The 15347-nt window shown below is 32.4% G+C and carries 10 protein-coding genes; 5 read left to right on the plus strand and 5 right to left on the minus strand.

The features are described 5' to 3' along the window. Nucleotides 1-4: 4 nt before the first annotated feature. From ACXGQT_RS02865 to ACXGQT_RS02875, 3 genes are all read right to left on the minus strand, one after another. Nucleotides 5-1258: a hypothetical protein gene (locus tag ACXGQT_RS02865; protein ID WP_457829894.1), complete on the minus strand. Its 1254-nt coding sequence runs from the start codon at nucleotides 1256-1258 to the stop codon at nucleotides 5-7. A 6-nt stretch (nucleotides 1259-1264) separates the two neighbouring features. Next, complete coding sequence (locus ACXGQT_RS02870; protein WP_457829895.1) at nucleotides 1265-1786, minus strand: hypothetical protein; 522 nt, start codon at nucleotides 1784-1786, stop codon at nucleotides 1265-1267. A gap of 68 nt (nucleotides 1787-1854) precedes the next feature. After that, complete coding sequence (locus tag ACXGQT_RS02875; RefSeq protein WP_457829896.1) at nucleotides 1855-2625, minus strand: response regulator transcription factor; 771 nt, start codon at nucleotides 2623-2625, stop codon at nucleotides 1855-1857. Nucleotides 2626-2723: 98 nt separating this feature from the next. Here ACXGQT_RS02875 and ACXGQT_RS02880 point away from each other — a divergent pair, with 98 nt between their 5' ends. The 3 genes from ACXGQT_RS02880 to mnmE are packed head-to-tail and all read left to right on the plus strand — an operon-like array spanning nucleotide 2724 to nucleotide 6728. Next, nucleotides 2724-4223: an NAD(P)H-hydrate dehydratase gene (locus tag ACXGQT_RS02880; RefSeq protein WP_457829897.1), complete on the plus strand. Its 1500-nt coding sequence runs from the start codon at nucleotides 2724-2726 to the stop codon at nucleotides 4221-4223. Nucleotides 4224-4276: 53 nt separating this feature from the next. Continuing rightward, on the plus strand, nucleotides 4277-5293 hold the full coding sequence (locus ACXGQT_RS02885) for an aldo/keto reductase (RefSeq protein WP_457829898.1): 1017 nt from the start codon (nucleotides 4277-4279) through the stop codon (nucleotides 5291-5293). A gap of 43 nt (nucleotides 5294-5336) precedes the next feature. Continuing rightward, nucleotides 5337-6728: a tRNA uridine-5-carboxymethylaminomethyl(34) synthesis GTPase MnmE gene (mnmE, locus tag ACXGQT_RS02890; RefSeq protein ID WP_457829899.1), complete on the plus strand. Its 1392-nt coding sequence runs from the start codon at nucleotides 5337-5339 to the stop codon at nucleotides 6726-6728. A gap of 446 nt (nucleotides 6729-7174) precedes the next feature. Here mnmE and ACXGQT_RS02895 read toward each other — a convergent pair whose 3' ends face one another. Next, nucleotides 7175-7849, minus strand: coding sequence for a methyltransferase (locus ACXGQT_RS02895; RefSeq protein ID WP_457829900.1), 675 nt, complete (start codon nucleotides 7847-7849; stop codon nucleotides 7175-7177). Between the two features lie 303 nt (nucleotides 7850-8152). Between ACXGQT_RS02895 and ACXGQT_RS02900 the strand changes: the two genes are divergently transcribed. Beyond that, nucleotides 8153-10981, plus strand: coding sequence for a rhamnogalacturonan lyase family protein (locus ACXGQT_RS02900; protein ID WP_457829901.1), 2829 nt, complete (start codon nucleotides 8153-8155; stop codon nucleotides 10979-10981). 285 nt (nucleotides 10982-11266) lie between these two features. Continuing rightward, the gene (locus tag ACXGQT_RS02905; protein ID WP_457829902.1) at nucleotides 11267-14119 is read left to right on the plus strand and encodes a rhamnogalacturonan lyase family protein; all 2853 of its coding nucleotides are present in this window, start codon (nucleotides 11267-11269) and stop codon (nucleotides 14117-14119) included. A 75-nt stretch (nucleotides 14120-14194) separates the two neighbouring features. Here the strand turns inward: ACXGQT_RS02905 and ACXGQT_RS02910 are convergent, their stop codons facing one another. Then, entirely contained in the window at nucleotides 14195-15307 is a 1113-nt protein-coding gene (locus ACXGQT_RS02910; RefSeq protein WP_457829903.1) for a YHYH protein, read from the minus strand. Nucleotides 15308-15347: the final 40 nt, after the last annotated feature.

Raw genomic sequence — 15347 nt, forward strand, 5'->3', positions numbered from 1 at the left:
TTTGTTAAAAAGGTAATTTAAACCCAAATCTCATACCAATACTCCCAACAGAATAATCCATAAACTTATTTGTAAATTGATTATATTCTATTGTAAATATTAATGCCCCAGTACTCATATCATATCTAACGTTAATATTACTTACATCATCTTTTCCTTTAGTATATAATACTAATATTCTCCCCAATTCATCCATGTATTTTCCATTAAAATTATAACTAATTCCAACCCCATTAGTACTTATAATTTCATCAACCCCTATATAACTTTCATTGTGGCTCTCATCCATTATTTCTAAATAATATTTGATATTATGATTTACATATAACACAGAAAACTTTCTGCTTTTACCTAAATTAATTCCACCTGCAAAGTAATATGATTCATTCGTAGCTTCAATATCACTACTAGAAAAATCCAAATTATAGTTATAATCTCCTAAGAGTTCTATCTCATAACTTTTAGAAACAGGTATATTTAATTCTAAAGAAGCGTTTATAGGCATTGAAAATGAAGCCTCATCTACATCACCCCATAAATAATTAAAACCACCTGTTAATGAAAAAAAACCGATTCTCTCACCATAGCCAAAGTCCATGTCCATAAGTCCACTCATAGCATTTGCAGTATTCTGAATATTTTGTTTCCTTATACGCTCTCTTCTTTCTTGTTCTTGCTTTTGTTGTAGGTAGTAAATTTGGTATGCTTGACTCATCTCATTATTATTCTTAGACTTAGAATTATTAGTTTCGTTGTTTGTCTTACTTTTTTTAGCTCTACTTGAGTATGTTTTACTTCCTTTAATAGTTATCTTTTTCTCATTTTTTTGTCTTGTTATCTCTTGGATATCACTATTTAAATTGGAAGTATAACTATTTGTTTTTTGTAATGCATCTAAACCAGAAGCATAAGGTTTTATCCTATTCAACAAACTTAACTTCTTATCAAATTCTTCATAACTTAAACTACGTACTTGTTTATATAAAGATTGATATTTATTATTTAATTCATTATATCTCTCTATATAACCATTATTTTCATTATTAGATTTAGATTTTTTTTTAGAGTTTTGACAAGCACATTCGGCATAAGCAGCTGTTTCTCCTCTTTTACGAGCACTTTCAGCATATGAACACCATCCTTCATCTGGTATAACCGTTGGATTACCATATTTAGAACAAGCATCTTCTTGTCCATTTACTTTTATAGAGATTAATCCTATAAACATTAACAACGATCCAAAATATTTGATTATCATAATTAATTACTTTTGTTTTTTCACAGGAGCATCACTAGAAAACACCAATTGTAAATAACTAGTGTTATTGGTAGTGTCTACCATTACCCAATCATAATAAGCGTTTCTATCGTAGTACGCTAAATTTGTATCAGAACCAGACATCAAAATAATTTGATACCAAGTTTTCCCATCTTTTATTTTAGTAATAGGTTTATTGTCTTTAACAGCCATTGCCCAAGTACCAGAGACAATAGTTGTTTTCGGTTTTCTACCAGAATATCCGCTATTGTACCAACGTGTTTTACAAGTTCCATCTTGGTTTAATGTAATTTCTGTTTCTACACTCCATTGCATACCAAACTTGTTATAATCACTGTGTTTAAAATAGTTTCCACAAAATTCTTTAGGATACGTTTCAATATAGTTAAATCGATCATATGAAGTATTCTTTATCTCCTTAACCAAAGATGGGTTTACTTTAAATACCACTTGAGAAAACGTTAATGCAGTAAATAACATTAAAGTAGTAATACATATATTTTTCATAATAGTTTAGTTTGCTCTAAAATTAAACCTAAAGTCCGTTATACCACAACCCTCAATATTGAGGGGTTTTAAAATAATTGATTTTTTAAACAATAATACACCAAATCTTGAGTAGAACTAAAGTTTAATTTTTTTAAAATATTTCTACGGTGACCATCAACAGTGTGTTGACTTATAAACAATTTTTCACCTATTTCTCTACTGGTTTTATTTAAAGCCAACAAACGAATTACATCTTGTTCTCTGTTGCTTAAAGAAGCTGAAAGTAATTTTTGTGAGTAATTTTTATAATAAATGGTTTCGTATTCATTTTGGTCATTTAGCTTTTTAATCACTCCTATAATCGGTTTTTTTTCTCCTGCTCCAACAATAGTTTGATGAGAAATTCCAATAATAGGTTTTCCTTGTTCATCAAAATAAGTAGGTGTTTGATGTTCAAAAAGATTTACATATTCATTTTTAGAATTCCTAACTCTAAAATTCCAAGTATAACACAATTTTTTTCTATCTTCTTCTGCTACTTGAGTCATGGTAAAAATCATCAAATCTTCTAAAGCCCCCAGCCAAATGGGAATGTCTTCAGGATGAAAGTGAGAAAACCAATAAGGCAAACCTTCTGTGGTCATTCTATTTCTATCCAACCCTAAAGCCACTTCAAAATTCTTACTCACAAATTCATAGGTTTGTTTAGAAGTATTGGTTACAATAAAAAAAGATTGTGTTGGCGGTAAATACTCATCTAATTCTCTTAATTTTTGAATGTGATGCTCTACCACAGTTCCTAAATATTCTTCATGGGTATCAAAAACTTCTTTAAACAATTCAATTATTTTCTGCATTATAGTTTAGTTTACCTCTAAAAATAATAAAAACTACACTTTGGCACGAAATTGATTATTAAAAAGAAATCCATAATTTTAAAATAAATCCATGTCCTATGAAAATATTCAATGCTCCTCAAATAAAAGAGTTAGACATTTATACCCTTCAAGAACAAAAAATAACTTCGGCACAACTCATGGAACGTGCAGCAGATAAATGTGCTACTTGGTTAAGGAATAAATTTCCTGTACATACACATTTTACTTTTTTTTGTGGATTGGGAAACAATGGTGGTGATGGTTTAGCAATAGCTAGAATTTTATTGAGTTATCAATACAAAGTAACGGTCTATATCATCAAACACAGTCCTAATACTAGTCCTGATTTTGATGAAAATTTAAATTTGTTAAAAGATGTTATAACTATAAGAACCATTATTTCGGAAAAGCACATTCCTCCTATTGAGGAACATTCTGTAATTATTGATGCGATGTTTGGAGCGGGAATCAACAGGCCTATTGAAGGAATTTGTAAAATTTTAATTGCTAAAATAAACAAACTAGAAAACTCCAAAGTAGCTATTGATATTCCTTCTGGGTTACCCTGTGAAATAGATGGGTTTTCAAAAGAAAACACTATTTTATCTGCCAACTACACCTTGACTTTTGAAGCTCCTAAGCTTTCATTTTTACTACCAAACACTGCTAGTTATGTTGGTAAATGGAAAATATTACCTATTGGTTTGTCCGAAAACTATAAACAAACCATTGACAGTGATTATAGTTATATACAATCTACAGATATATTAAAAATCACAAAAAAAAGAGATCCTTTTTCTCATAAAGGAACTTTTGGGCATGTAGAAATTATTGGTGGTAGTTATGGAAAAATTGGAGCTATTGTTTTAGCTACCAAAGCTAGCTTAAGAATTGGTGCGGGGTTGGTTACAGCATATACTCCAAATTGTGGTATGCAAATTTTACAATCAACAGTGCCAGAAGCCATGTGGACAGGAAATTTACCTTGTGAATATTTTTTAGAAGGAAATTATATTAGTACTCATAAAACAGTAGGTATTGGACCCGGTTTAGGAATACATCCTAAAACACAAACTTTTTTACATTTAGTTATAAAAGCTACAAAAACACCTATGGTGATAGATGCTGATGCCATAAATATATTGGCTAAAAATAAAGAATGGTTAAACATGGTTCCTAAAAACAGCATTTTTACTCCTCACCCTAAAGAATTTGAACGTTTAGTGGGTTCTTTTATGAACGATGCTGAAAAAATACTTAAACTAAAAAAATTTGCTACTGATTATAACTGTATCGTTGTTTTAAAAGGTGCAAATACTTCCATTACGTGTCCAAACAAACATATTTATTTTAATAGTACAGGAAATCCAGGAATGGCAACTGCTGGTAGTGGTGATGTTTTAACAGGAATAATTACTGGCTTACTAGCTCAACAATACACACCTCTTCAGGCTGCAATTTTAGGAGTTTACTTTCATGGGTTGTCAGGAGACTTAACTATTAAAGAAATAGGTATGCCTTCTTTAATTGCTAGTGATATTATTAATTATATTGGTAAAGCTACTTTACACATATAATTAATAACAATATTAAATCACCTTTTGTATATTAGTCAGCCTAAAAACATAATATGAATATCAACGACAAATCTAACCCAACTACTTATATTCCAAACCCTGATAGATACAATACCATGCAATACAATCGTTGCGGAAACAGTGGGGTTTTATTGCCTAAAATATCTTTAGGTTTATGGCATAATTTCGGTTTTTATGATTCTTTTGAAAACGCTAGAAATATTTTAAAAAAAGCATTTGATTTAGGAATTACACATTTAGATTTGGCTAATAATTATGGGCCTCCTTATGGAAGTGCCGAAGAAAATTTTGGACGTATTCTTAAAAAAGATTTTGCTAATCACAGAGATGAGTTATTTATCGCCTCTAAAGCAGGATACGATATGTGGCCTGGTCCTTATGGAAACAATGGTTCTAAAAAATATTTGGTTGCTAGTTTAGATCAAAGTTTACAACGCATGGGATTGGATTATGTTGATGTTTTTTATCATCACAGACCCGATATAGAAACACCTTTAGAGGAAACCATGCATGCATTAAGTTTAATGGTAAAGCAAGGAAAAGCATTGTACATCGGTTTGTCTCGTTACAGTCCAGAAGAAACCAAAGCTGCACAAAAAATATTAAAAGACTTAGGAACACCTGTATTGATACATCAATCTAAATATTCTATGTTAGAACGTTCTGTAGAAGCAGAATTACTACCTACTTTATTAGATGAAAAAATCGGATCGATTGTGTTTTCTCCTCTAGCACAAGGTTTGTTAACGGATAAATATTTAAAAGGAATTCCAGAAGGATCAAGAGCATCAAAAAACAACACATATTTAACGGCTGATGAAGTTCCAAAAACCATTGGTAAAATTCAACAACTAAATGATGTTGCTAATCAAAGAGGACAAAAATTATCGCAAATGGCCGTAGCATGGATTTTAACTCAACCTGCTATATCTACAGTATTGGTAGGTGCTAGTAGTCCAAATCAATTGGCAGAAAACGTATTGGCTTTAAACAACACTGACTTTTCTGAGGAAGAATTACAGTTAATTAATAGTATTTTGAATAGTTAATTAAACCTTATTCTATTCCCTATAAAACACGTAATTTTACTGCATGATTTTAAAAGATACTATTGTTGCTTTAGCAACTGCTTCTGGAATTGGAGCCATTGCTGTTATTCGTTTGTCTGGACCTGATGCCATTACCATTGCGAATGAATGTTTTACCTCTATCAAAGAAAATAAGTCTTTGTTAGGCCAAAAATCGCATACATTACATTTAGGTCATTTTATAGATGATAAGAGAGTGATAGACCAAGTATTGGTATCTGTATTTAAAAATCCACATTCTTATACAGGAGAGGATACCATTGAAATATCTTGTCATGGATCTTTATACATCCAACAAGAAATCATTCAAATCCTCTTAAAAAAAGGAGCTAGAATGGCTGATGCTGGCGAATTTACTTTACGAGCGTTTATTAACGGAAAATTAGATTTGTCTCAAGCTGAAGCCGTGGCAGATTTAATTTCTTCCGATTCTGAAGCCTCTCACCAAATAGCCATGCAGCAAATGCGTGGTGGTTTTTCTAATGAAATTCAATTATTAAGAGATCAGTTAATCAACTTTGCTTCTTTAATAGAGTTAGAGTTAGATTTTGCCGAAGAAGATGTAGAGTTTGCAGATAGAACAGAGTTTAAAGCCTTAGTGGCTAGAATTCAACTAGTTTTAAAAAGATTGATTGACTCATTTGCGGTAGGAAATGTTATTAAAAACGGAATTCCTGTAGCCATTGTTGGGGAACCTAACGTAGGAAAATCTACCCTTTTAAACGCTTTGTTAAACGAGGAACGTGCTATTGTATCAGACATTGCAGGGACTACTCGTGATACCATTGAAGATGAAATAATTATTGATGGGGTTGCTTATCGTTTTATTGATACAGCCGGAATAAGAGAAACCAAAGATGTAGTAGAAAGTATTGGAATTCAAAAAACTTTTGAAAAAATAACCCAAGCTCAAGTAGTTATTTATTTGTTTGATGTCACCAAGTATAAAGCACAAAGTAAAGAGTACAAAGTTGAGCTTGAACAAATAAAAAACAAATTTCCTCAAAAACAATTAATTGTAGTAGGGAACAAAGCCGACACTATTTCTGATGAAAACATTATCGCTTTAAAAGAAGAAATCCCTGAACTAATTGCCATCTCTGCCAAATCTAAAGTGGGGATTGAAACCCTAACCAATGAATTGACCAAAATGGTAAATATTGGTGCTTTAAATAATAGTGATACCATTGTAACCAATTCTCGTCATTACGATGCTTTACTAAAAGCTTTAAATGAAATTAACAAAGTAGATGAAGCTATTTTAAACAATGTTTCTAGTGATTTAATGGCTATAGATATTCGAGAAACCTTGTACTATTTTGGTCTCATCACCGGTGAAGTAACCAACGATGATTTATTAGGGAATATTTTTGCTAATTTTTGTATTGGTAAATAAACGTTTCGGCCCACCTAAATTTAGGTAGATATGTAAACCTTAAAGTTATTCTAAAACACACAATATTAATTTACTTTTACAATCCTTATGGATTCATTAACTCAAATTATATTAGGTGCTGCAGTAGGTGAAGCTGTTCCAAACTATCACTTTTACAAGCTACTCTAAAAACCATCATTTTTTAGGGAAGTTAAAAATGAATCCTAAAGTAAAACAAATGATTGCTATTTCTAAGGGTTGGTATATCATTAGTAAAAAAATGGAAATCTTTATTTTAATGATTTACGATTTGGACTTTTAAGTTTAAACCCCAATGCTACAAATTTTGTATTCCAGTACAAAATAGAGGTAAACTCCACAGGTAAAGTTGATTTCATTGAAGTACCTAAAAACAAACGTAATGGTATAAAAATGTTGTCAGAATTATGGACAAGAATAAAAGGAAACTAAAAAACGGTATAAAGCGTAGTCACAATTACCCCCTTGTTATCATTTAAAACAATTGATGTTAGTTCCTTTGTATTTTTCACTTTAAAACAAAAAGGAGCTGCCAAAATGTTTAAACCACTTTGTTTTTTTATTCTAATTCCTTGGCCTGAAATTATATCTTTATTAGGTACAAAATTCCCCATAGGAATATGTTCTGTTAAAATTACATACTTATAATTATATAATTTTTTTATCACCCGTTCAACTTCTTTATTAGACAAATGTTGTAATACTTGTCTTACAATTACACAATCAGCAATTGGTAAATCATCAACTGCAATATCTAAACATTTAAATACTAAATTTTCAACCTGAAATTGTTTTTTATTGTAATCAATTAAGTTTTCTACAATATCTATAGCAATGTATTTTTTGCAATATGGCACCAAATTTTTACCTACATTAAAATCTCCACAACCCAAATCACATAAAGTTAATGGAACTTTAAAAGAGTTTAAAAATTCACTAACAACATTAATATATGGCTTTATTATTTTAGGCTGATGTGACCCTTCTCCAGAATAAAAATCATAATCCACACCACCCCAAAGATTCATTTCATACACTTGTTCCATAGCCTCCTTAGTTGGCCAGGGCTTTTTTATTTTTCTAGGCTGATTTGGTATAGACATATTCTAATATAATAATTAAAAAGGAAAGCTAAATTATCGATTTTATTTATAACTAAATCAAATACTATATCGTTAAAAACAACACTATTTAACAAGTTAGGAAACTTATACACTAACTATTCTTATATATCTACAAAATAGATATTTAAAAGGCATTTTTACTATTAAACAACCCAAAAACTCATTATTATAATATTCACAATAAAAAACAAAAAACAATACATTTAACGCAAAGATAGTACAGGATAGTTAGTCTATTGTTAATCTCAATATTTGTAATAACAAACTACTATAAACTAAATAATGAAAAAAAATGACTTCTTATCCTTAAGTATTTGTATTTTACTATGCTTAAGTTCAATGAATGTACAAGCCCAACGCTACATGGAAAAGCTAAACCGTGGAGCACATGCAGTAAGAATTAACACTAATGAAGTATTAATCTCTTGGAGGATTTTAGGACCTGAATATACCGATGGAGCTACTTATAACTTATACAAATCAGGAACACTTATCGCCTCTAATTTAAATGTATCAAATTATGTAGACAACACTACATCAAATAGTACCTATACTGTAAGTGCTGTTATCAACGGTACAGAAGGAAGTCAGTCTGCTTCTACAGATGTTTGGGCAAACTTTTATAACACCATTCCATTGAGCCCTCCAACAGGAGGAACTACTCCTGATGGAGTTGCTTACACCTACTCGGCAAATGATGCCAGTGTTGGAGATTTAGATGGTGATGGAGATTATGAAATTATATTAAAATGGTATCCTTCTAATGCTAAAGACAATGCTCATTCTGGATATACTGGAAATACTATTTTAGAAGGATTAGAGTTTGATGGAACCAGCCTTTGGAGAATTGATCTAGGTATCAACATCCGATCTGGTGCACATTACACACAATTTATGGTCTACGATCTTGATGGTGATGGAAAAGCAGAAATTGCTTGTAAAACTGCAGATGGTACAAAAGATGGAAACAATAATATTATTGGAAGTTCAACTGCTGATTATAGAAATTCTGGAGGATATGTGCTTTCTGGTCCTGAATTCTTAACCATTTTTAATGGAGAAACTGGAGCAGAATTAACAACAACCAACTATACTCCTGCTAGAGGAAATGTTTCTGATTGGGGGGATAATTACGGAAACAGAGTAGATAGATTTTTGGCTTGTATTGCTTATTTAGATGGTACCGAACCTAGTTTGGTAATGTGTAGAGGTTATTATACTAGAACTGCTTTAGCTGCCTATGATTATAGAAACGGACAATTAACTCAACGATGGGTCTTTGATACCAATCACAACAGTAGCAACCCTTATGAAGGTCAAGGAAATCATAACTTAGCTGTGGGAGATGTTGACGGAGATGGAAAAGATGAAATTATGTATGGGGCTTGTGCCATTGATGACAACGGAACTGGTTTATACTCTACAGGATACGGTCATGGAGATGCTGGTCATTTAACAGATATTGATCCAAACGCTCCTGGTTTAGAATATTATATGCCTCATGAAACAGCAAATGGTTCTACAAGACCCGGAATGTCTATCAGAAATGCTGGAACTGGAAGTGTTTTATGGGAAGTAGCTGCTAATGGAGACATTGGTCGTGGTTTAACCATGGATATAGACAGTAATCATGCAGGATATGAAGTTTGGTCTTCAGACGGAAGTGGTATTCACGACAAAAACGGAACTGTTATTTCAACTACACTACCTGCTAGTGCTGGTGGTGGCGATAGTTATAATTTTGGAATTTGGTGGGACGGTGACGTTCAAAGAGAAATTCTTGACAGAAATGTACTAAACAAATGGAATTCTTCTACACAAGGTACTCAAAGACTAGTGACTTTATATAATATTGAAGGAGCAGGTATGAACAATAGTACAAAATACACTCCTACCCTTAGTGCAGATATAATGGGTGACTGGAGAGAAGAAATTTTAATGCGTAACTCTGATAGCTCTAAACTAGTCATCTTTTCTACTAATAAAGTTACTACTCAAAGAATGTACACCCTAATGCATGACCCTGTTTATAGATTGAGTATTGCTTGGCAAAACGTTGCATACAACCAACCCCCTCACCTTGGATTCTACTTTGGTGGAGGTATGAATAATCCTCCTAATCCTAACATCAAAATGATTGGAGAAAAATCTTTATCAGTTCAAGCATTTGCAAACAACAACAATATTGATGTTAGTTGGAATGTATCAGGTATAGAAATAGCACAACAGGAACTTATGAGAAATACAAGTTCAAATACAGAAGGAAGCACTAGTATTTCTTTTATAACTCCTGGAACAACTAGCTATACAGACAATTCGGTAAACACAGGTACAACTTATTATTATTGGTTAAAAATTACAGACACTCAAGGAGAAGTATTTCAATCTGATTTCACAAGTACTAAAATATTTACAAACTCAAGTATTGTTATTCAAGAAAATGAAGCAGGTTTTTGTGAAGTAGATGGGACTATAGATACTAACAATGCTGGATACACAGGAACGGGATTTGTCAACACTGCCAATGCTTCTGGAAGTGGTATTGATTGGTCTGTATCTGTTCCTTCATCAGGAACTTATACTTTAAAATGGAAGTATGCAAATGGAGGATCTTCAGATAGAAATGGAAATGTAATTATTAATGGAGTTACTACTACATCAGCTTCTTTCCCATCTACAGGAAATTGGACTACTTGGGTAGAAAACAGCAATTCAATTGTAACAGTAAACTTAACACAAGGAGTAAACAAAATTAGACTAGTAGCTACTACAAGCGATGGTTTAGGTAATATTGATTTATTAGAAATTACAGGAGGAAGTCCTTCTGTAGCGGGTTGTAATGGTGAAAACTTAAATACAGACGTATTCACTCAACCATTAACATTATTACTCTCACCAAATCCAATACACACAGGAGAGTTTTTTAAAATTACACTTCCCAAAAACGCTAAAGCAATTAGCATTATTAATATGCAAGGACAAATCATTTATTATAATATATTAAATGGTGAATCGTATATGGAACTCCAAAACACTCTAAAATCAGGAATATATATTGTTAATGTTAGAAATGATATTGGAAATATTCAAGCCAAACTATTTGTGAGATAAAAGTGATTTATAAAACGACCCAAAAACTAAACCCCTTTAGAATGATCTCTAAAGGGGTTTTTAGTACCTAAACATTCCTTTTACATGGAAACAACCAATTCTTTATATTTTACATGTTTATTGAATTATACTCAGTAAAATAAACAAAAAAATAAATTATATCTAAAATAAAACACATAATAATGAATTATCATTATATTTAACGAATAAATGTTTAAAACACATTTAAAACTTTAACCTAACTAAATTATAAACCATGTTTAATTTAAAAAAACTAAACTTACTATGAAAAAACCTTTTTTATTACTCTTTGCTATGAGTATTTTACTATGCTTAAGTTCAATGAATGTACAAGCCCAACGCTACATGGAAAAGCTAAACCGTGGAGCACATGCAGTAAGAATTAATACCAATGAAGTATTAATCTCTTGGAGGATTTTAGGACCTGAATATACCGATGGAGCTACTTATAACTTATACAAATCAGGAACACTTATCGCCTCTAATTTAAATGTATCAAATTATGTAGACAACACTACATCAAATAGTACCTATACTGTAAGTGCTGTTATCAACGGTACAGAAGGAAGTCAGTCTGCTTCTACAGATGTTTGGGCAAACTTTTACAACACCATTCCATTGAGCCCTCCAACAGGAGGAACTACTCCTGATGGAGTTGCTTACACCTACTCGGCAAATGATGCCAGTGTTGGAGATTTAGATGGTGATGGAGATTATGAAATTATATTAAAATGGTATCCTTCTAATGCTAAAGACAATGCCAACTCTGGATATACTGGAAATACTATTTTAGAAGGATTAGAGTTTGATGGAACCAGCCTTTGGAGAATTGATCTAGGTATCAATATCCGCTCTGGTGCACATTACACACAATTTATGGTCTACGATCTTGATGGTGATGGAAAAGCAGAAATTGCTTGTAAAACTGCAGATGGTACAAAAGATGGAAACAATAATATTATTGGAAGTTCAACTGCTGATTACAGAAATTCTGGAGGATATGTGCTTTCTGGTCCTGAATTCTTAACCATTTTTAATGGAGAAACTGGAGCAGAATTAACAACAACCAACTACACTCCTGCTAGAGGAAATGTTTCTGATTGGGGAGATAATTACGGAAACAGAGTAGATAGATTCTTGGCTTGTATTGCTTATTTAGATGGTACCGAACCTAGTTTGGTAATGTGTAGAGGTTATTATACTAGAACTGCTTTAGCTGCCTATGATTATAGAAACGGACAATTAACTCAACGATGGGTCTTTGATACCAATCACAACAGTAGCAACCCTTATGAAGGTCAAGGAAATCATAACTTAGCTGTGGGAGATGTTGACGGAGATGGAAAAGATGAAATTATGTATGGGGCTTGTGCCATTGATGACAACGGAACTGGTTTATACTCTACAGGATACGGTCATGGAGATGCTGGTCATTTAACAGATATTGATCCAAACGCTCCTGGTTTAGAATATTATATGCCTCATGAAACAGCAAATGGTTCTACAAGACCCGGAATGTCTATCAGAAATGCTGGAACTGGAAGTGTTTTATGGGAAGTAGCTGCTAACGGAGACATTGGTCGTGGTTTAACCATGGATATAGACAGTAATCATGCAGGATATGAAGTTTGGTCTTCAGACGGAAGTGGTATTCACGACAAAAACGGAACTGTTATTTCAACTACACTACCTGCTAGTGCTGGTGGTGGCGATAGTTATAATTTTGGAATTTGGTGGGACGGTGACGTTCAAAGAGAAATTCTTGACAGAAATGTACTAAACAAATGGAATTCTTCTACACAAGGTACTCAAAGACTAGTGACTTTATATAATATTGAAGGAGCAGGTATGAACAATAGTACAAAATACACCCCTACCCTTAGTGCAGATATAATGGGTGACTGGAGAGAAGAAATTTTAATGCGTAACTCTGATAGCTCTAAACTAGTCATCTTTTCTACTAATAAAGTTACTACTCAAAGAATGTACACCCTAATGCACGATCCTGTTTATAGATTGAGTATTGCTTGGCAAAACGTTGCATACAACCAACCACCTCACCTTGGATTCTACTTTGGTGGAGGTATGAATAATCCTCCTAATCCAGATATTTATATGGTAGGAGATACCGTATTAAACCTAGATGCTACTGCTACTAGCAGTGCTATTGACTTAAATTGGAATGTAGCAGGTATTAATGTATTATATCAAGAAGTTATGAGAGATACCGACTCTAACCCGTCGGGTAGAGGAAGACTATCTTATGTAACTCCTGGTACAACTACATATACAGATAACACCGCTACTGCTGGTACTACTTATTACTATTGGATAAAAATTACTGACACTAATGGAAACACCTACAATTCTAACTCAAGTAACGCTACAATTTCTACCAACACAACCATTACAATACAAGAAAATGAAACTGGTTTCTGTGGAGTAAATGGAACCATAGACAGTAATAATGCTGGCTTTACAGGGGCAGGATTTGCCAACACTGCCAATGCTGCTGGTAATGGTGTAGATTGGTCTGTATCTGTTCCTTCTACTGGAACATATACTCTTAGATGGCGATACGCAAATGGAGGAAGTACTGATAGAAATGGAAATGTTATTGTTAATGGAACTACTGCTACATCAGCTTCTTTCCCATCTACAGGAAATTGGACTACTTGGGCAGAAAATAGTAACTCCACAGTAACCACCACTTTGGTTGCAGGAGTAAATACAATTAGATTAGAGGCAACTACTTCTTCTGGTTTAGGTAATATTGACAAACTAGAAGTTGAAGGGGTAAATCCTACAGCAATTAGTTGTTCTTCTGGTAGTAAAGCAGGTGGTTTTTCTTCAGAGTTAATTTCTAATCCTACTAAAGAAAGAGCCAAGTTATTTATATCACCTAATCCTGTAAAACCAGGAGATTTAATTAAAATAACACTACCTAAAAATGCCAACTATATGCACATTACTAATATGCAAGGTAAAACCGTTTATAGCGCATCTTTAGATAAAAAACCATCTATTGTCTTAAATAATTCTTTAGCATCAGGTATATACATTGTTACCGTTTTATGTGATGAAAGTAAAGAACAATCTAAGCTACTGGTTAAATAATTTTTTTCTTACTTAATTAAAATCTAAAACGTCCTTTTGAACTATTTCAAAAGGACGTTTTTCTATGAACCGCAATTATCTTTTCTGTGACCTTTTATTTGGTTTTGGCATATTTTCTAATTCTTCTTTAGAAATATACCCATCTTTATTTTTATCAATTACCGAAAATTCTTGCTGTAAAGGTCCTTTAACTTCTGTTTTAGATAACTTTCCGTCTTTATTCGCATCCATATGCTCCATTATCTGGGGAATACTTGGCCTCTCTCCTTCTCTATTTTGTTTATCTCTTTGATTTCTATTTCCAAAAGATTGTTTCTGTTTTTCTTGCTTTACTTCCCCCATTAAACAACGACTTACATATGGAAATTCATCGGTAACAAAATACATATATTGCCCATTAATTTCTATACCATTACACTCATCTAAATCACCTGATCCATCTATATACTCAAAGTCTGAAGTATAGGTTCCATTATGATTATCATTTACATCAATCTCAATAGTTCTCTTTGGGTTTGAATATGTACAATCTTCCCCTTCTCTATTTCCGTCTATTTTTTGATATCCAGATTTATAAGTACCTCTTTTAGAATAATAAATAGGATATCCATCGTGAGCAAAACCAATATGTACTAAATCCTTATCCTCTTCTTGTTTTTTAACAACTGATGTTGGCACACCATGATAATGATATGCTCCTGTGGGCTGCACATGAGCATTGTTAAAATCTAGTCCTAAATCTATTAAATTCTGAAAGGCTTCTACTCTATAATTTTCTCCCGTTTCACAAACTACAACTTCAGCTGTTCCGGGTTCAAATTTTACTCCGTTTAATGCTATTCCTGGTTCTCTAACCCATTGAGGTTTTCCTACCCATTTGGGAGACACAGGAAATTCATAAGTTTTGTTTTGAGCAGAAATAGTATTTGGATTTCCTTTTCTTGGAAATTCTCCCGTTACATGATTTGGCAAAGAATTGGTAACCATAATTCTTTTATCTTCTTTGATAGTTACATTGGTTTTAGTTCCAAAATTTTCATCTTCTAACATATACTCTCCAAAATAATCTTGAGGTTTATGGGTATGAGTACTGTCATTATGATGATGGTTTTTAACTTCTTTATAACTATTACAACTCATTAAAACACCCATTGTAATAACTACTATTACATTATTTTTTATATCCATTTTTTTTCATCTATTATATAATTTAAACAAAATACTCTCT

Source organism: Wenyingzhuangia sp. IMCC45467, from assembly GCF_054111205.1.